Raw genomic sequence first — 17,132 nt, 5'->3', positions numbered from 1 at the left:
TGGGGCGCGGCTTTTTGGCCGTGCCCTAATTTTTTTCACTCAGCAAATAACGAAGCTGCCGAGTCGAGATCTTCAATTTATCAGCTGCCGCTTTACGATTGCCCATGGTTTCATTGATGGTTTTGGAGACAAAGGCTTTCCCGACCTCTACCTCAAGTGCTTTTACATGCAAAAGCACATCCTCTAAGTTGACCTCACAATCGTGATCCCATAAGCGGAGCATTTCTTCTGTCCATTCTTCCAGATAGGACTCCAAAACAGAGCCCTCGCATTTATCAGTAGATATGACGGACGGTTCCGGTGAGTGAAGCCGTATTTTCTCCGGCAAGTAATGGGGCGTAATCATAGCCGTCTCATCCTCGGCTAAGGTGACGGCCCGCTTGACGACATTGGCCAGCTCTCGAATATTACCCGGCCAAGGATATTTCATCAGCTGCTCAATTGCTTCATCTGAGAAGGACAGGGATGTATTATGCTGCTTGAGAAAATGCTTTAAAAATAGAGGAATATCCTGCTTTCTTTCCCTAAGGGGAGGAATCGTCAGCTTGACGACATCCAGGCGATAGAGCAGGTCTTCCCTGAAGGTATTTGCTTTGACGGCCGCAGCCAAATCCGCATGAGAGGCAGCAATGATGCGCGTATTCGTTCTTCTGAGCGCTTCATCCCCTATTCTCCTATACTCCCCTGTTTCAATGGTCCTAAGGAGCTTCACCTGTGTCGCCGGAGAGGCTTCGGCAATTTCATCCAAAAACAGCGTTCCTCTATCAGCGATTTCAAAAACACCCTTGCGTTCCTTAAACGCGCCTGTAAACGCCCCTTTTTCATGCCCGAATAATTCACTCTCCAATAAGGACACCGATAAAGCACCGCAGTTTATGGCGATGAAAGGATAGTTCGAGCGATGGCTCGCATGATGGATGAACCTGGCAAGCACATCTTTCCCGCTCCCCGTTTCCCCTTCAATCAGCACATTCAGGCTCTTTTTCGCAATCTTGTGAGCCAAGGTAAGCAAATGATGCATATCCTCGCATTCTCCGACCATTATTCCGAGCTCATCAGCGAGAAGGCTGATTTCATGAGCATACGGCGCATGATGATGATTCAATAAATGATCAAGCAGGGCCTCTAGTTCATCAATGCTGTCAAAAGGCTTCTCAATATAATCATTAGCTCCAAGTTTGATCGCCTCTACCGCGGTTTTGACGGTACTGTAACCGGTCATGATAATCGCTATGCAGTGAGGCACTGCTTGCTTTAGCTGTTTCAGAATATCCAGGCCGCTCGCATCAGGCAGCTTAACATCAATCAGCGCCAAGTCAGCGTCCAACTCAGGCAGCAGCCGCTCGAAGTCTTGCCCGCTCTCGCATAGTGTCACTCGATAGCCCTTTTGGGATAATAAATATGATAAGAAATGTCTGATTTCCGGCTCGTCATCAATGATTACGATTTCTTTCATCCTATCTCCTTTCCGCTTGATTTTTCGGCAATCTTAGCATGAAGGTACTTCCTTCCCCTTCCAGGCTCGTCATTTCAATCAACCCTCCATGTGCCTGGGCAATGCCAAGGCTGACGGATAAGCCAAGCCCCGTTCCCTGCCCGGCAGGCTTCGTTGTGAAAAATGGGTGAAAGACCTCTGATTGATGACTTGCACTAATGCCGACCCCCGTATCGGAGACGGTCAGCTGCACCCATTCATGATTATGGCTCGTTTTAATCAGGATTTGTTTCTCCCGAACGATGTCGGGCTCAAGTGCATCCTTGGCATTCAGTAGGAAATTGAGAACGATTTGTCCCAATTGCTGCAGACTGCCGTTGATCCTTGGCAGCGATTCATCCTTCTTTACAGCAATAGTGATGTTTTGCATCTCAATCTGGTATCCGACAAGGCTCACGACCTGGTCAACTGCCTCATTCAATGAGCATTCCTGGAAGAGATACTCCTCTTGCCTGGAGAAGGTGAGCAGATTCTGAACGATATTCCTGCATCGCTTCCCGCAATTCGTGATACCGACTAATAGATTGTGAGCGGCAGGTTCGAGCTTAGCATCCCTCACCAAGATTTGAGAGTTTCCGAGAATCGCCGTCAGCGGATTGTTGAGCTCATGAGCGACACCTGCCGCAAGTTCGCCAATGGCGGCAAGTTTACCAGAATGGATCAGCTGAGATTCTATCCGCTTTTTCTCTGATACATCCTTCATATATAGAATAAAGCCATACATTTGCTGTTCTTCATTAAAGACCGGATTGGAGAAGGTTTCAAAAATCCGGTGATCAGACAGCCGGATTTCACGATGAGAGGCCTGCTTCGTCTGAAGGCTTTCGCTTAAGAGTGCTGAGATGTCTTTAGCTTCATGGAACACTTCGTCTATTTTCTTCCCGACAAGCTGGTTGCCATAGGAGCGAAAATACTGGATGGCCTGTTCGTTCACCTTAACGATGTCGCCTTCTAAATCCACGACAAAAATCATATCGACCACAGCACGAAAGGTGTCCTCCCATTCCTTCTTCCTGCTTAATACTTCATTGTACAAACGGACATTTTCCAGGCAGACAGCAAACTGATCCGCTAATTGCTGGAGAAATGTAAGGTCAGATTCATCATAGCTGAGAATGCCTAGACTGCCGATGCTGACGATTCCCGTGATTATCCCTTTGCTATGGAGGGGGAAAAGAAGCGCACTTTGAATCCCATTTACTCTGAAAATCTGATTCTCGATATATTCATTTTCGGCTGCCTCTTGAGGAACCTTGTGATAATGCATTTTTCCCTTCTCGATTACCTGCCAATATAAGGAGTGTTCCTTGCTTAAGGTAACATTCCGCGGCAAATAGCCAAGTTTCTTTGGGTACACATTTGATAGGATTAATTCTTCACCATTCCGAACCGAGAGGCTGATTCGGTCAAAGGGAAAGATGGTTATGAGCTTGTCCATGATATTCTTCAGCATATCATCCATGGACATTTCCACATTTAAGTTCTTCATCACTTCATGAATAATCTCTAGCTGCATGTTCTTCTTCTGCAATTGGGCTACTGTATTTTTCAGCTCCGTATAGTAACTGCGCTTTGATGACTGTACACCTGTCAGCCGTTCAATCATGATTTGTCTCTCTAACACTGAATCACTCCTTATAAAGCCCGCCGAAACAAGTTCTTCACATCCTGCAGGGTAATATCGCGCGGGTTCGTGATCATGCATGCATCCTCAAGCGCGATTTGGCTCATCTCCTCAATCATGTCTCCATTCCATCCCATATCCGATAATCGCTGCGGTGCACCGATATCATGCGAAAGCTTTTTCACAAATTCAATAGCTTTCTCTCCTGCTTCAACCTGTGTCAGCCCTTCTGTGGCAATTCCACATAATTCAGCAATTTCTTTATATTTTCTCGGGACGGCCAAAAAATTGAATTCCATCACATACGGAAGCAGAGCCGCATTCACCTCTCCATGAAACAGCGGAAATCGTCCGCCTATCGCATGAGACATCGCATGTACCGCTCCTAATATCGCATTGGAGAAAGCCAGTCCTGCCTGCAGGCTCGCCATGGCCATTTGGGCTTTGGCCTCTTCATTCATGGTGGAAGCGACAGATGGACGGAGATAATTCGCTGTCAGATAGATGGCATTCTTCGCTTGTACATCGGTCAGAGGCGTGGCGGCAATGCTGACATAGGCTTCAATCGCATGGGTCAGGACATCCAAGCCGGTAGACGCCGTCAATTGCGGACTTTTCGTGGTGAGTGTGTGAGGGTCTATGATAGCGATATCAGGGACAAGGGACTTCGATACGATGGTCATCTTTTTCTTCCGCTCGGAATCGACAATGACAGAGAACTGGGAGACCTCCGAGCCGGAACCAGCAGTCGTTGAGATCATGACAAGTGGAGGCAATGGCTCCATGATCTTATCGACCCCTTCAAAATCATGGATACTCCCTCCGTTTGTGACAAGAACAGCAATCGCTTTCGCCGTATCAATCGCACTCCCGCCGCCAACCCCTATGACCGCATCACACTCATTCTCAACATAAACCCTGCTCCCTGCCGCCACCTCGTAATCCTTAGGATTTGTCGTCAAGTCAAAGAAAACCGAAGTTCTCAGGCCTGCTTTTTGACAGCTATCCAAGACAATATCGAGCCACCCGGCATGCAGCACCCCCTTATCGCTCACAATGAGCACTCGCTTCGCACCGAGCCTCGAGCAGCTCTCGCCGACCTGGTGAATAGCTCCGTTGCCAAAAATGACCTCAGGCATGACAAACTTATTAATCTTCATCACACTGCCCCCTTTTATGCTATTACATTCGGCAAACGCTGGTTGTTTTCCTTGCTTTTTGACGAGTTTCCTACTAACAAGGACATTATTCGGTATTTTCAGTAAATTAAACATACCCTTGCACAAATTACCTGTTAAAATGACATGAAGGACTTGTTTATTAGTCAATAAGAAAGGGGCGAAATCATGTCTTACAGTAATCTGACCGAGTTTCTGCTCTCAAAAGCAGACATCCAGCCAGCTTCTTCAATTTTGGACGTGGGATGCGGCACTGGGCGTGAATTGATCAAAATGGGCGAATTAGCTGGTGACAAGGCCAAATTAGTTGGAGTGGATAAAGCAGAACGGTGCATCGAACAGGCTAAAGCTGCAGTGAAGAAGGATGAGCGATATACGTTTATGGCCGCTGATTTAGCCCAGCAGCTCCCTTTCGAGGACGATACCTTTGACCTTATTTTCTCAAAGGATGTACTGGAGTGCATCGTAGATAAAAGGGGCTTCCTTGAAGAGATCCACCGAGTCTTAAAACCTGGCGGACAAATCGTCATGGCTCATTATGATTTCGATACCCAGGTATTTGACGGAAGCAATAAAGCCTTGGTCAGAAAGATGGTACAGGCCTACAGCGATTGGGAGCAAGCTTGGATGGATGATAGTGATGGCTGGATTGGCAGAAGGCTTTGGCGATATATCCATGGTACAGGCTTATTTTCCGGCAGCATGGATTCCTTTGTTTTAATCGAGACAACCTATAAGCCGGGGTATTTCGGCTATAACCGTGTGCAGGATTTTCAAGATATGATTGAAAAAGGCTTTATTTCAGAGGATGACTATGGAACTTTCAAAACAGAGATTGAAGAGTTAGCGGGGAAAGATCAATATCTTTATAGTATCAATAGTTATGTCTATTCCGGAACGGGTAAAAGATAAAAATAAAACCTACAATATTGGAGAGGAACATTGCCATGAAAACGATACTCGTGCTAGGCGGTACACGTTTCTTCGGTCGCAAATTAGTCGAACGCCTAATAGAAGACGGAAATAAGGTTAGCATTTTGACAAGAGGCCAATCGGGCAATCCCTTTGGAGACAAAGTCGAGCATCTGATTGCCGACCGCTCAAACAAAGAAGAATTGGCTCAAGCTGTTGAAGGACGGAAGTTTGACATCGTCTATGATAATATTTGTTACTCCCCGATAGATGCATATGAGTTTTGTGAGATTTTTAACGGCAAAATCAATAAACTTGTATTCACCTCCACTCTCTCAACCTATGAAATGGACGGGAAAGAAAAGAGCGAGGAGGATTTTGACCCGTATCATTACGAAATACAGATGGGCGATAAGCTTGAATTCACTTATGGGGAAGGAAAGCGTCAGGCTGAAACCGTGTTTTTCAAATACGCCAAGTTCCCGGTTGTCGCGGTCCGTTTCCCAATCGTGATGGGAGAGGATGATTATACACGCCGGCTGCATTTCCATATTGAGCGCATAGCCAATCGAGAGCCTATCGGGTTTGTCAATATGGAGGCAGAAATGTCCTACATCCAGGCGACAGAGGCAGCTGAATTCCTGAGATGGGCTGGTATGCCTGACATCGAAGGCCCGATCAATGCCACGGCGAACGGGAAAATCTCCTTAAACAAGCTCGTTCAGCTAATCGAAAAAGCGACTGGGGAAAAGGCCAGGATATCCCTCTTAGGAAATGATGAAATCCGCTCCCCCTATGCCATCCCGGCCTCCTGGTATATGACGAATGAAAAAGCGGTCAATCATGGCTTCCGCTTCAGTCATCTGGATGAGTGGCTAGAACCGTTAATCCATACGATTGCGAATCAGGGAAAATAAGTGAAAAGAGGGCCATCCGTCTCCGGACAGCCCTCTTTCTAATTTTCTATTACGCCTGCGGATTCAATTCAAGCTCAACATTGATTTTGATATCCTTGCCAACCAATACGCCGCCGGTTTCGAGCGCTGCGTTCCAGGTTAATCCGAAATCTTCGCGGTTAAGCGTTGTTTCCCCTTCAAAGCCGTATACTTCCACACCCCATGGGTTTGTTCCTTTTCCATTGTAGGTAACATCAAATGTGACCGGCTTTGTCACATCTTTGATTGTCAAATCACCTGTCACCTCATAGTCAGAACCTGATCCTGTTACAGATGTGGATTGGAATGTAATTTTCTCGTAGTTCTCTGCATCAAAGAAGTCTGGTGATTTCAAATGGTTGTCGCGGTCCTCGCTTTTCGTGTTGATGCTTGCGACATCAATCGTGAAAGCAATTTTCGCTGTTGTTAAGTCAGCAAGGTCTGCTGCCTCGACTTCCGCCGTATAGTTCTCGAAGCTCCCTTTGACCTTAGATACCATCATGTGTTTTACCTGAAAACCGATGTGTGAATGTGAATTGTCAACTGTGTATTTTGCCATTTTTCTTCTCCCCTTTGTTTTTTATCTCGAATTTGAGATATATAAGAATAAAAGAATTCTTCATTCGTTTATTCTGTTTGTTAATCATTTATATAGCTAACTATAATCCTCTTTTATCTCGAAGTCAAGATATTTTAATTCAAATTTTTATTTCATCATGATAATCGCACCAAAACTGAATCATAACAGTCAGGCAGACGGCCGGACAGCCTTATAAAACACCCCCATTCTCTATGAAACTTTTGCCTCCCCGACCTTTTTCAATGGATAGAAAAGAAATCTTTTCATTCTCGCGTAATGAAGAAGGTCCGGTTCGTTCATAGATGGATTGTCAGGAAGAAAGGCTAGCATCGTATTCTGATATATTTCTGCCTTCACATCTGATACTTTCCAGGCATCATGATGAATATCCCCTCTGAGAATATATTTCCCGTAATAGCTATACATGCAATACCGTTCAAGGAGCCAGAAGTCAATTGTGTCCGGCCACAGCTCTGTCATCCTCTCTGCGCGCTCATAGCTTGCCTCAAATTGATAGGCATCTTTCGCACCTGTCCGCACGCTCTTCATGTAAAACTCATGATTCCTTTGCTTAAATTCCATGGAAGCTAATTTATACGGAAGGGCCGATGCCGCCCTTGCCCCAAGCACATTTGCGAGACTATTGGCATCAAGGCTAAAGAAATAAATACCTGGCACCCCCTTGTAGACAACATAGGTACGCACATTAAGCTCAATATAGGTACTAATCCCAGGAAGCGACGGCATTTTCCGAACCCTGCTTCCCGTTATTCTTAACGGAATGATGCTAATCCAGGCTTTCCCGTTAAATGTATCAATTTCAAGCTCCTTCGGTACATGGGCACGAAGGATGTGAGGATCTATTGAATAATGCAAGAAGAGCAAATCATTCCAAACCTGGGTCATCACCCATGGCCTTCGCGGCAGCGGATATGGACGCTGATCCGTCTCTTTAAATGAATACATCTTAAGCATTCCTCCATTCTCGTTCCTAATCCTCCTACCCTTCTCCTTTATTTGAAAACCATGATGCAGAAAAATACCTCCTCCCTTATGCAAGCGCATTCACTCGAAGTATAGTAAAATAAATATGCACACCTAATCCAGGTGCCTGCTTACATATCATGGCTTGGAGAATGGACTTTACGCTAGCAAACTACTAAGTTCGTACTCATGTCACGCTTTATTAATAATCAGCTAGGAGGAATGAGCATGAAAAAACAAAGCCTTGGCAAAAGTGAATTAATGGTGCCATCAATCGCAGTTGGATGCATGAGAATCGATGCGATGGAAGATCGCCAATTAGATTCATACCTTGCCTTTTGTCTGGAAAACGGGCTGAACTTCTTTGACCATGCTGATATTTACGGCAAAGGGTTATGTGAAACGAAGTTTGGACAAGCGGTAAAACGTATGGGAATTCAACGAGAAGACCTCATTCTGCAATCAAAATGCGGCATCGTACCAGGGATTATGTATGATTTTTCGAAAGAGCATATCCTCAAGTCCGTTGATGACATTCTTAAACGTCTTGGTACCGAATACTTAGACGTTCTCGTTCTTCACCGTCCAGATGCATTGGCAGAGCCAGAAGAAGTAGCAGAGGCATTCAATAGCTTGGAGGATTCCGGTAAAGTGCGGCATTTCGGCGTCTCCAACCATAAGCCGATGCAAATCGAATTATTGAAGAAGGCTGTGAAGCAGCCCCTCCTCGTCAACCAGCTGCAATTAAGCCTTCCCTTCTCCACCATGATTGCCAATGGGCTGGAAGTGAATATGCAGACAGACGGCGCGGTCGACCGCGATGGCAGCGTACTGGATTATAGCAGGCTAAATGATATGACGATTCAGGCTTGGTCACCATTCCAGTACGGTTTCTTTGAAGGGGTCTTTATCGGCAATCAGGATAAATTCCCTGAACTGAATCAAACGCTCACTGAGCTAGCTGAGAAATATGATACAACGCCTACCGCGATAGCGACTGCCTGGATTTTGAGACATCCAGCTAAGATCCAGATGATTGCCGGCACGACCAACCAAGGACGGATGGAAGAGATCGTGAACGGAAGCGAGATTCAACTCAGCCGTGAGGAATGGTATCGCCTCTATATGAGCAGCGGTCATATCCTTCCTTAAGATGAATAAAGAAACAGGAGATGATTAAATGTTAGAGAAAACATCCGCTTTACGTTTATATAATAGCATTGAAATTCCTTGCATCGGCTTTGGTACATGGCAGACACCTGATGGCGAGACAGCTGTCACGTCTGTGAAAGCTGCCATTGAAGCCGGTTATCGCCATATTGACACAGCAGCTGCCTACGGCAATGAGGAAAGCGTCGGCAAAGCCATCCGAGAATCCGGCATCCCGCGCGCAGAGCTCTTTATCACAAGCAAGGTATGGAACACAGACCGCGGCTATGAAAGCACGCTCCAAGCATTCGAGAAGACACTTGAGAAATTAGGCACCGATTACCTCGACCTTTATTTGATTCACTGGCCGGCTAATCCGACCCAATTTGAAGACTGGGCACATATTAACCTTGAAACATGGCGCGCCATGACCGATTTATATAAGGCTGGGCGCATCCGCGCAATTGGGGTATCGAACTTTTTGCCAAAGCATCTTGCACCATTGATGGAGACAGAAGTGAAGCCAATGGTGAACCAGATTGAGTACCACCCTGGCCAAATGCAGGAGGAAACTGTTAGCTATTGCAAGGAAAACGGCATCCTCATCGAGGCATGGAGCCCGCTCGGCACCGGCAAAATGCTGTCCAATGAAACACTGATGGCTATTGCCGAGAAGTACAATAAATCGGTAGCCCATCTGTGTATCCGCTGGTGCATGCAAAATGGAACCCTCCCGCTTCCAAAGTCCATCACCCCTTCCCGAATCGCGGATAATCTAGAGGTATTTGACTTTGAGATTTCTGAAGAAGATATGAAAACGATTAATCAAATGGAGTACTTTGGCGGTTCTGGATTGAATCCGGATACGATTGATTTTTGATTCCAATATAGAAAAAGGATGCAGCGGCCTTAAGCCAACGCATCCTTTTCTATAGCTTACTTGGTTTTTATCCCTTCTATTCAGTCACCTGACGTATAATGACAGTTCATATTCATTATTTATCAGGCTTGATATAAGGTACGATTTGCGCAGTAGCACCAACAGAAGCCCCACGAATAAAACCCTCATTTTCTAATGGTTTAAAGCTTTCTGTCTTGCCAGTGAGCATTACTCCCAATATTTCCACATCATTAAAAGATTTACTCTTATTAATCTTTAAAAACTCTTGAATAGTTTCATCATCGCCATCGACATCATATTTTTCCAGGTTAGCAATAAAGTTCTCATATCCCGATGCCGGTTCATCCGTTGAATCAGCAAACCCGTATACCGGCATACCCGAAGGCCCGTGGCTTTCATCTCCAATGGACGAAGTCATATAGAACCATACGACGTTTACATTAGCGGGCAATTTATTTCTGATTTCGCCAAAAGTATAAGGCTGATCAAATGATATCGCCACTTCCGCGACATGATTCTTTAACTCTGAAAGTCCTTTAAGCTCGTTCGGAACATCTTCATAATATTTTTGAATCAAGGGGTGATAAAAAGTGGCAGCTTTAGTTTTGGTTTGTTTGTCATACTCATAAAATTCTCTATCAGACCAATGAAAGCCAGGGACTAACTCGTTATGATCAATCTTTACCCCAAACCAATTATATGAACTTGTGAGCGTGCTCCATCGAACTAGATAGCCATTAATATTTTTCGAGCGATTTGTCACAATATTTCCGCCGAACATAGACGAATTACTCGTCACTTGTGAGTCAATTTGAATATTCGGCTCCATAATAGCGTTATGAAGAAATAAAATGTCATGGAGCTTAAAAGTGCTTTTGGCAGCAAAGTAATTGCCAACCCTATTAAAGATAAATAATAAGACCATCAAGATAATAATCGAAGTTATGATCATTACTAACAATTGTTTGAATTTCGCCTTTCTTAAGGCTTTTTTCAGTGAAATGTCCATCTTTGCTTCCCTCCTACTTTGGAATGAATCGATTTACGCGCACGATATAATCTTTGTTTTACACTGATTGTTTGAATATCGAGAAGAAGTGCAATTTCCTCATAAGAAAAATCATAGTAATACTTCAAGAAGAAAATTTCTCTGTACTCTTTTTTTACATCTTTTAAGAGTGATAATATCTCATTTTTATGGAAAATTGCCTCGAGCTCGAAATCTGGCTGTGAAAGTTTTGCATATATTTTCTCCGTCAAATGGATATTTTTCTGCTCTTTCTTCCGCTTCACATCAATGTATTGGTTAAGTGATACTCTAAAAAACCATGGACGTAGATTATTCTCTGTTAAATCATCCAAAAGGGTATACACCTTGTAGAACGTATTTTGAATAATATCTTCCGCATCTTCTTTTTTTGCTCCTTTCGCCAATAATAACTTATACACTTCCTCTCCTAAATTGATAAGATAGGAGGCAAATACATCATCTTTTTTCATCTTTCAACCCTCCTGCACTTATACAACGAATGAGCAAAATAAAATGTATACACGTAAAACAAAAACATCTATCATTCCTATTAAAAAACGAGCTAAGAGTATAACCTCTCAGCTCGTTTTTATATTTGTTTCCTGATCCATTGGAGAATCCCCTAACTTGGCGACATAATCCATTAAAAAATGAATAAGGATGAGCGGTAAAATTGAATTCAATCCAATGTATATACAAGAGAAAAATATCCCGATAATGGATGTCCGAATTACGCCAGTGAATCCCTGGTAAGTATGTGCCAGCCCAAACAGCATGGAGGATAAAAGGATGACTAGCCAGATAGATAAATCGGGAAATAAAGTTGAGAAAGCAAAAATCAGAAACCCTCTATAGATGATCTCCTCCGTGACGCCGGCGGTTAGCGAGACATAATCCCATAACTTCTTTTCCTTATTCGTGACCGGAAGAATATCTGCATATGGAGCCGCATTTAATTCTTTTTCTTTCGCTTCGATAAATTTCATTCTCAGCTTGCTGCTGAAACGGTAGCCAATTAAATAATAGGAGAAAATCAACATATATATGACTGCTGCGATGATAATCGTATAGGTAAACTCTGTTCCTAACGTATCTAGATTGATGTTTGGCAGCGCAATGCCGATATCCATTAAATTCATCCCCGTCAAAGAAACTAATAGGAAGATGAAAAGAGTCGGCAGCCAAAGACCAATCATGATGTTTTTGTAATAATTTAATCTCGCATCCGCTTTTTCTTTCACATCATGCTTAAACCGTTGATACCCGAAATAGCCGATAATAGGCTCATATATAATAGTGAAAATGATGAGTAACCAGAGTCCTAAAAACATAGCATCCCCCGCCCTTACCTTAAATTTCTACATCGTGCTAGAAACGCAATATAGTTAATAGTTTACAAAGGTTGTTATCCCATACGGTGAAAGATATTTGCGATGACTAATCTTCTCAACCCGCTTTTTTTGGACTTAACTGATAAAGCCCATTAAAAGTCTGGTATATGTACTTCCCAATATTGATTTCAATCGGTTCAGGATGCTCGAGCAATCGTTGCTTGTCTTCATCAAAATCATTTTGGCTCGGAACATAATAGATTTCGAGTACCTCGCCTAATTCCATATACTTTTCTATGCATGCTAAATACAATCTGTGTCCAACCCCCTCTGCCTCATAAACATAAGGCATGGAAAATAAGCCCTTCATCTTTTCTTCTCCTAATCATCAATCTCTTGAACAGAGAAAAAGATTATGTCCTCTTCTCGATTAAATGCATGGCGGTTAATGTATTCTTCTATTTCATCGGGAATGTTAAATGGCTTAGATGAGGGCAAGATTGTAATCTCGGACATTTATGTCTTCCCTTCCTTTTATGAATAAAGCTTCTTAACTGATGATCAGCAAATTCAACTATTACTCAGAAGGAATTATCCTGTTTCATTGAGCCTTTAAGGAGAAAACTGATGATTATTAAAATAATCCCTACTATGCCCCCGATAAATTCTGCTATATAAAAATCTCCATCACGCACAAACCGAATCAAAAATCCCCCGCCCAAAATCATAGTGGTGCTAATCCCAAAGGAGAGCAGCCAATTTTTCAAATGATCATCTCCTAGCTAATATTCATTGATAGTGCAAATTTAAATAAATTCCCATTCCTCTCTCAGTAATCCCATTCTAATAGAATCATAATACTCATTATTATAGTAACGGCATTTCCTTAGTCTCGCTTCCATTTGCATGCCTAATTTCTCCCCAACCTTTATCATTCGATGATTTCCTGACCAGGTTGTGAATCCCACTCGCACTAAAGGCAACGTGTTAAACAAATGGGTAATCCAAAGCTTTAACGCTTTCGTGCCATAACCGTCGCTCCAATAATCCGGGTCATAAATGCCAATGCCCATTTCCAACCAATTTGACGGTTTATGCTCCCAATAATAACTGACGGTTCCAATTAACTTCCCATCTACCTCAATTCCCCAAATATTATCTTGATTGACGATTGTCTTCTTTTTATCCATGTATTCTTTATAGGAAAGTGATTGATGCTCGAAATAAGGGGCATCCCATTTTTTCCATTCAGGATTCTCCTCCTTATAGGTTAGTTCCCATAATGAATATAAATCTTCTTCTCCTATTGGGCGGATAACCAGCTCTTTGTCCTTATACATAGGCATAAATTAGCCTCCTTTATCCTGCTGTACAGGACGGATATACACATAGCTTGAAAAAAATATGTTTTCAGTTCATACATCTCTTATTTTACCATTTTATTGTATTATTTTTCTTTTTATATACAATTCTTTCTAAAAAAATGAGAGGCAGCTTTCACTGCCTCCCTGTTCTGCTAGATGCCATCCTTGGTTTGAGAATACTGGAAAACTACCGTAATTTCACGCTATAAAACCTCATTGCTTTTGGGATGCCTTGTATCTCAAAAACGCCATTCATTATTAAATGTCTGACTCTATACTCAATATAAAGATCACCAATGTATTGATTCAAATTCCCGATAGCTTCTCCAATTACGCGGGCTGACTTTAAAAATCCTTTAACCGGTTGTTCATTATGTAATCTTCGGGCAATATCAATGATATCGTCATCATAATAGTCTTCATCCACATGTTGTATTTCTCCTTTTTCCCATATTCTAAGAACCTCTTGTTCACCAGATCTCTTTCCCCATTCAGCCTCGAACCTTTTACGTTCCATTGAGGACAAAGAATGTGCCATCCTATTATCCTCATAAATCATTCTCAACTTCTCGGGTATAATTTCACCCGTATGTAAAGGATAGTGTTCGATATCTGGTCTATTAACCATTTTTTTATAACTTGCTGTTGTCTTCATTAAAATAATATGATTTGTTTGTTCTCTTAATAAATATAAAACAAATCTTAGGGCCGTTTGTTCGTGAGAGTTATCTCCTGTCCAAATGTAAATTGGTATATTTGGGTCAATAGATTGGATCTTTAAGATTGTCTGAGTAAAATGATCTTGGTACTTATCAATATATTCCTCATCTAAATTGATGTGATTTCGGAGCCATTCTGCCCTGTTAATCAGACCTGTCTCCTCGTGCAATCTCCAAATTGGACCAATCGAAAATAAATCCGAAAAATGGATAATCTCTTCACTGTCTTGTAATTTCATATCTTTTAAGACCATTCTCAAACTACCTGAAGCCGAATCACCAAAAACAATATGGGCAGCCTTATAATCTTTTTCATCCATATTAACTGTTTGCGCAGATTTATAGTTCAAGAAATCCTTATAAATCTTTTTCAAATTTTGGGTTAATTCCTCCTCCGGCATATTTGACTCTTCAACCATATTGATATTAAGCAGGATATGAAATAAAAGTGACTTCACTTCCTCTTCACTTGATCTTTCTACTAAACCCTTTAATTCATCAAACAATTCAGTTAGCTCCCTTTTAGTTGACCAGCCCTTTCGCCGCATAGAAAGAACCGCCCCATTTATTAGATATAATTCCCTACCAATGCTTTTTGATTTTCTTAATGATCCACCCTAACATGGCTATAAGAATGATGATTATACTGTTGTATAGCAAGATGGTAGCAAGGTGAAATCCGTAAAAAAAAAAGCAAATCCATCCTCTATGACCGCCACAGCCCAAAAGCCTTCAATCGCCCCGAATACACCAGCCAATATTAGGATAGCTAAAGCTGCCAAGTATAGATTTCCACTCTTTTTGAAGATGAGAAACCCTATCAAATTGGCTGTAACGGTAAAGAAGATGATAAGGATAATGAAGAAATCCATTTACACACCTCTTTTAAAATTAAGGTATTCCAGTCTTGCTCAAAAGCTGCCTTCTTTCGCTACGCCTGACTCAAAATTCAACTTCTTCTATAATAGAGCTTCCTTCCGTATTCTCCGCATCAAGCCATTTCCATTGCTCATGCAATCTTACTCTTCCATCAGGCAGGATTTCAGGGGTTGAAACACACTCCCCGCCCCTAATCTCATTCCGGCGATTGATGTGATTGTACCTGAATTGCAGGCAGCCATCTTCCATGATGAGGCCGATTAACATCCCCTGCACGATATTTCCCCCATGATAGGTAGCTGAAATGATATGATTGGTTTGTTTATATTCAAAAACAGTCTGTGAGGATACTTCTCCATTTGCTGTGTTTTCTGCAGAAACAAAGGTTCGTCCGTTATAATTAATCACTATTCTTTTCCCTCCTGCATACTTCATAAAAATTCAGCCATAAAATAATCTAGGGTTGATGTTAAGTCTATAAACTTCGATATGGAATCATTAAGCCTCACCCTGTTTCCACCCATTCATCCCTTCTCCTTCCCCAAGGAAAAACCTGCAAATAGCGTTCCGCCGTATGGCTGTAAAATATCTTCAACTAATTGTATGATTTTCTTTTTCTCGCCTGTCTGGTAAAAATGATCAAACGCATTCACAAATCGATTGGCAAATGATTCATCATACTGCTTTAATGAGCGTACGACCCACTTTGAGGAACCAATCCATTGACTGTTTATCCTAAGAACAAATTCACTTGCCAATTCAGCTAATGTATTGGCGATAAATAGCTCTTCCTCCCGATTAGTACTCCCCCGAAAATCATCAAGTGCATCTGTTAGAAAATAGCGCTTTATCCGAATTGTTTCTGCTGTCCATTTTGAAGGACCTCCATTCAGCAGCTCCCAAGCCTCTTTCTTGATTGGACTGATGGTTTTTTCCCCTTTCAGGATGATACCCTCAGCGACCATTCTAGGCAATGTAGGTCTTGCCCTTTGACAATCCTTTTCAAAGTACTCCTTATAGGAGGTTAGATTATGGACAAAAAGTTCAATCGGCCATTCAAAGTCTACTAATGACTCCCGGTAAGATGAAGACATAACATTGTCAAATATGATGATATCTAAATCAGATGTTTCGGTTGCTTCTCCTCTCACGACACTTCCTGCTAATATCGCCCCTTGGCAATCAGGGAAATACTTTTTCCAAAACTCATTTGCCGCTTCGATTGGCTGCATTCTGTGCACTTCCCGCATGCTCCACCTCTTCTTAACCAATTTGCTTTTATGTTATTTCGATAGAGGATTGCGTAAAACCTCTTTTCACCAAATAAAAACAGCCACCATTAAGCAACTAGTGGCTGTACAAAATATCTTAGGTTCCCATAATCTCATAAATAATCAAGCGTATTAACGATCAGTATCAGCCCAACGATGCACATGACCCATGAAAGGACTGAATTCGAGCTGCTTGACAGTTTATTGTGAAGATTAACCAAGATTGGCGTTATCCATTTCTTAAACAGCTTATTGCCCAAAAAGAGAACGATAGCTGGCAGGATCATCATCATATTATATGCTGCAAGCAAGGGTAACCACTGAATCATGGGCATATCGTTTGTGATAAATAATCCTATAGCAGCAAAGTATGGCAAGGCAGTACCAGCCTCTATCAGAAACGTTAGCACCCCGATCATTACCATTGAGGCAATGCTATGTGTCCGTGGGATGGGAATCGCACTTTTTTTGTTGGTGGTGATAAAGAAGCTAGCCACAAATAGAATCATTCCAATAACAAAAATAATCCAGCTGAATAGTTTGTTTTGAAACAGGCTTGAGAAGGTATCCATAATGTAGGTGAGCCCTAGCATCATGGATAGCCCTAAGGAGAAATACAAAATAAATACAGTGAATACAAAGGCAAACAATCTTGCGGTTACATTTTGGCTATCCGTCAATAACAAATATAGCGTTACACCAATAATGGCCGGACTTAACGTATCCAATAACGCTAATCCGCTCAAATAAAGCAACAGCTCTGCTCCCATTTATTCCTCC

General features: G+C 42.3%; 21 protein-coding genes. 4 read left to right on the top strand and 17 right to left on the bottom strand.

Going from position 1 to position 17,132, the window contains the following annotated elements:
* Window positions 1–25 precede the first annotated feature (25 nt).
* Genes CYL18_RS02415 through CYL18_RS02405 form a run of 3 tightly spaced genes read right to left on the bottom strand, consistent with a single transcriptional unit; the run spans window position 26 to window position 4,279 of the window.
* Entirely contained in the window at window positions 26–1,456 is a 1,431-nt protein-coding gene (locus tag CYL18_RS02415) for a sigma-54-dependent transcriptional regulator (RefSeq protein WP_104847859.1), read from the bottom strand.
* 1 nt (window position 1,457) lies between these two features.
* Window positions 1,458–3,119 (bottom strand): ATP-binding protein, encoded by a 1,662-nt coding sequence (locus CYL18_RS02410; protein WP_236636196.1) that lies wholly within the window; start codon window positions 3,117–3,119, stop codon window positions 1,458–1,460.
* Between the two features lie 11 nt (window positions 3,120–3,130).
* Entirely contained in the window at window positions 3,131–4,279 is a 1,149-nt protein-coding gene (locus CYL18_RS02405) for an iron-containing alcohol dehydrogenase (protein ID WP_104847857.1), read from the bottom strand.
* A 186-nt stretch (window positions 4,280–4,465) separates the two neighbouring features.
* On the opposite strand from CYL18_RS02405, the gene CYL18_RS02400 reads away from it, so the two are divergent.
* Together CYL18_RS02400 and CYL18_RS02395 are read left to right on the top strand one after the other, a co-directional pair.
* Window positions 4,466–5,209, top strand: a complete 744-nt coding sequence (locus CYL18_RS02400; protein ID WP_104847856.1) for a methyltransferase domain-containing protein — start codon at window positions 4,466–4,468, stop codon at window positions 5,207–5,209.
* A gap of 35 nt (window positions 5,210–5,244) precedes the next feature.
* Window positions 5,245–6,126, top strand: a complete 882-nt coding sequence (locus CYL18_RS02395) for an NAD-dependent epimerase/dehydratase family protein (RefSeq protein ID WP_104847855.1) — start codon at window positions 5,245–5,247, stop codon at window positions 6,124–6,126.
* Between the two features lie 49 nt (window positions 6,127–6,175).
* Here the strand turns inward: CYL18_RS02395 and CYL18_RS02390 are convergent, their stop codons facing one another.
* Window positions 6,176–6,703 carry a YceI family protein gene (locus CYL18_RS02390; RefSeq protein ID WP_104847854.1) on the bottom strand — a complete coding sequence of 176 codons (528 nt, stop codon included), beginning with the start codon at window positions 6,701–6,703 and terminating at the stop codon, window positions 6,176–6,178.
* Between the two features lie 231 nt (window positions 6,704–6,934).
* On the bottom strand, window positions 6,935–7,690 hold the full coding sequence (locus tag CYL18_RS02385) for a YqjF family protein (protein WP_161497062.1): 756 nt from the start codon (window positions 7,688–7,690) through the stop codon (window positions 6,935–6,937).
* A 246-nt stretch (window positions 7,691–7,936) separates the two neighbouring features.
* On the opposite strand from CYL18_RS02385, the gene CYL18_RS02380 reads away from it, so the two are divergent.
* Window positions 7,937–8,860, top strand: coding sequence for an aldo/keto reductase (locus CYL18_RS02380; protein WP_104847852.1), 924 nt, complete (start codon window positions 7,937–7,939; stop codon window positions 8,858–8,860).
* 28 nt (window positions 8,861–8,888) lie between these two features.
* The gene (locus CYL18_RS02375) at window positions 8,889–9,737 is read left to right on the top strand and encodes an aldo/keto reductase (RefSeq protein WP_104847851.1); all 849 of its coding nucleotides are present in this window, start codon (window positions 8,889–8,891) and stop codon (window positions 9,735–9,737) included.
* A 115-nt stretch (window positions 9,738–9,852) separates the two neighbouring features.
* On the opposite strand, the gene CYL18_RS02370 is transcribed toward CYL18_RS02375, so the two are convergent.
* From CYL18_RS02370 to CYL18_RS02320, 12 genes are all read right to left on the bottom strand, one after another.
* On the bottom strand, window positions 9,853–10,767 hold the full coding sequence (locus CYL18_RS02370) for a sigma factor regulator N-terminal domain-containing protein (RefSeq protein WP_104847850.1): 915 nt from the start codon (window positions 10,765–10,767) through the stop codon (window positions 9,853–9,855).
* Window positions 10,752–11,258, bottom strand: a complete 507-nt coding sequence (locus CYL18_RS02365) for an RNA polymerase sigma factor (RefSeq protein ID WP_104847849.1) — start codon at window positions 11,256–11,258, stop codon at window positions 10,752–10,754. The genes CYL18_RS02370 and CYL18_RS02365 overlap by 16 nt, the downstream gene beginning before the upstream one ends.
* Before the next feature lie 108 nt (window positions 11,259–11,366).
* Entirely contained in the window at window positions 11,367–12,119 is a 753-nt protein-coding gene (locus tag CYL18_RS02360; RefSeq protein WP_104847848.1) for a CPBP family intramembrane glutamic endopeptidase, read from the bottom strand.
* A gap of 115 nt (window positions 12,120–12,234) precedes the next feature.
* Window positions 12,235–12,489: a hypothetical protein gene (locus tag CYL18_RS02355; RefSeq protein WP_104847847.1), complete on the bottom strand. Its 255-nt coding sequence runs from the start codon at window positions 12,487–12,489 to the stop codon at window positions 12,235–12,237.
* Window positions 12,490–12,500: 11 nt separating this feature from the next.
* The gene (locus tag CYL18_RS19585) at window positions 12,501–12,635 is read right to left on the bottom strand and encodes a hypothetical protein (RefSeq protein ID WP_269089181.1); all 135 of its coding nucleotides are present in this window, start codon (window positions 12,633–12,635) and stop codon (window positions 12,501–12,503) included.
* Between the two features lie 65 nt (window positions 12,636–12,700).
* Window positions 12,701–12,886, bottom strand: coding sequence for a hypothetical protein (locus tag CYL18_RS02350; RefSeq protein WP_104847846.1), 186 nt, complete (start codon window positions 12,884–12,886; stop codon window positions 12,701–12,703).
* A gap of 39 nt (window positions 12,887–12,925) precedes the next feature.
* The gene (locus tag CYL18_RS02345; protein WP_104848336.1) at window positions 12,926–13,459 is read right to left on the bottom strand and encodes a GNAT family N-acetyltransferase; all 534 of its coding nucleotides are present in this window, start codon (window positions 13,457–13,459) and stop codon (window positions 12,926–12,928) included.
* A 211-nt stretch (window positions 13,460–13,670) separates the two neighbouring features.
* Complete coding sequence (locus CYL18_RS02340) at window positions 13,671–14,708, bottom strand: DUF1835 domain-containing protein (protein WP_104848335.1); 1,038 nt, start codon at window positions 14,706–14,708, stop codon at window positions 13,671–13,673.
* A 135-nt stretch (window positions 14,709–14,843) separates the two neighbouring features.
* On the bottom strand, window positions 14,844–15,074 hold the full coding sequence (locus CYL18_RS02335; protein WP_236636195.1) for a hypothetical protein: 231 nt from the start codon (window positions 15,072–15,074) through the stop codon (window positions 14,844–14,846).
* Between the two features lie 70 nt (window positions 15,075–15,144).
* On the bottom strand, window positions 15,145–15,489 hold the full coding sequence (locus CYL18_RS02330) for a n-acetylglutamate synthase (protein WP_201741225.1): 345 nt from the start codon (window positions 15,487–15,489) through the stop codon (window positions 15,145–15,147).
* Between the two features lie 116 nt (window positions 15,490–15,605).
* A complete protein-coding gene (locus CYL18_RS02325) occupies window positions 15,606–16,331 on the bottom strand; it encodes a nucleotidyltransferase domain-containing protein (RefSeq protein ID WP_236636194.1) in 726 nt (241 codons plus the stop codon).
* A gap of 134 nt (window positions 16,332–16,465) precedes the next feature.
* Window positions 16,466–17,122, bottom strand: a complete 657-nt coding sequence (locus CYL18_RS02320; protein WP_104847845.1) for a GAP family protein — start codon at window positions 17,120–17,122, stop codon at window positions 16,466–16,468.
* Window positions 17,123–17,132: the final 10 nt, after the last annotated feature.

This window comes from Pradoshia eiseniae (genome assembly GCF_002946355.1).
GTDB lineage: Bacteria > Bacillota > Bacilli > Bacillales > Pradoshiaceae > Pradoshia > Pradoshia eiseniae.
This window is presented reverse-complemented; position numbering and strand designations above follow the sequence as displayed.

Coding starts and splice junctions, on each gene's coding strand:
- CYL18_RS02405 (WP_104847857.1), bottom strand. CDS start 4,279: ATGAAGATTAATAAGTTTGTCATGCCTGAGGTCATTTTTGGCAACGGA.
- CYL18_RS02370 (WP_104847850.1), bottom strand. CDS start 10,767: ATGGACATTTCACTGAAAAAAGCCTTAAGAAAGGCGAAATTCAAACAA.
- CYL18_RS02355 (WP_104847847.1), bottom strand. CDS start 12,489: ATGAAGGGCTTATTTTCCATGCCTTATGTTTATGAGGCAGAGGGGGTT.
- CYL18_RS02380 (WP_104847852.1), top strand. CDS start 7,937: ATGAAAAAACAAAGCCTTGGCAAAAGTGAATTAATGGTGCCATCAATC.
- CYL18_RS02365 (WP_104847849.1), bottom strand. CDS start 11,258: ATGAAAAAAGATGATGTATTTGCCTCCTATCTTATCAATTTAGGAGAG.
- CYL18_RS02335 (WP_236636195.1), bottom strand. CDS start 15,074: ATGGATTTCTTCATTATCCTTATCATCTTCTTTACCGTTACAGCCAAT.
- CYL18_RS02360 (WP_104847848.1), bottom strand. CDS start 12,119: ATGTTTTTAGGACTCTGGTTACTCATCATTTTCACTATTATATATGAG.
- CYL18_RS02395 (WP_104847855.1), top strand. CDS start 5,245: ATGAAAACGATACTCGTGCTAGGCGGTACACGTTTCTTCGGTCGCAAA.
- CYL18_RS02325 (WP_236636194.1), bottom strand. CDS start 16,331: ATGCGGGAAGTGCACAGAATGCAGCCAATCGAAGCGGCAAATGAGTTT.
- CYL18_RS19585 (WP_269089181.1), bottom strand. CDS start 12,635: ATGTCCGAGATTACAATCTTGCCCTCATCTAAGCCATTTAACATTCCC.
- CYL18_RS02385 (WP_161497062.1), bottom strand. CDS start 7,690: ATGTATTCATTTAAAGAGACGGATCAGCGTCCATATCCGCTGCCGCGA.
- CYL18_RS02415 (WP_104847859.1), bottom strand. CDS start 1,456: ATGAAAGAAATCGTAATCATTGATGACGAGCCGGAAATCAGACATTTC.
- CYL18_RS02390 (WP_104847854.1), bottom strand. CDS start 6,703: ATGGCAAAATACACAGTTGACAATTCACATTCACACATCGGTTTTCAG.
- CYL18_RS02375 (WP_104847851.1), top strand. CDS start 8,889: ATGTTAGAGAAAACATCCGCTTTACGTTTATATAATAGCATTGAAATT.
- CYL18_RS02400 (WP_104847856.1), top strand. CDS start 4,466: ATGTCTTACAGTAATCTGACCGAGTTTCTGCTCTCAAAAGCAGACATC.
- CYL18_RS02345 (WP_104848336.1), bottom strand. CDS start 13,459: ATGTATAAGGACAAAGAGCTGGTTATCCGCCCAATAGGAGAAGAAGAT.
- CYL18_RS02320 (WP_104847845.1), bottom strand. CDS start 17,122: ATGGGAGCAGAGCTGTTGCTTTATTTGAGCGGATTAGCGTTATTGGAT.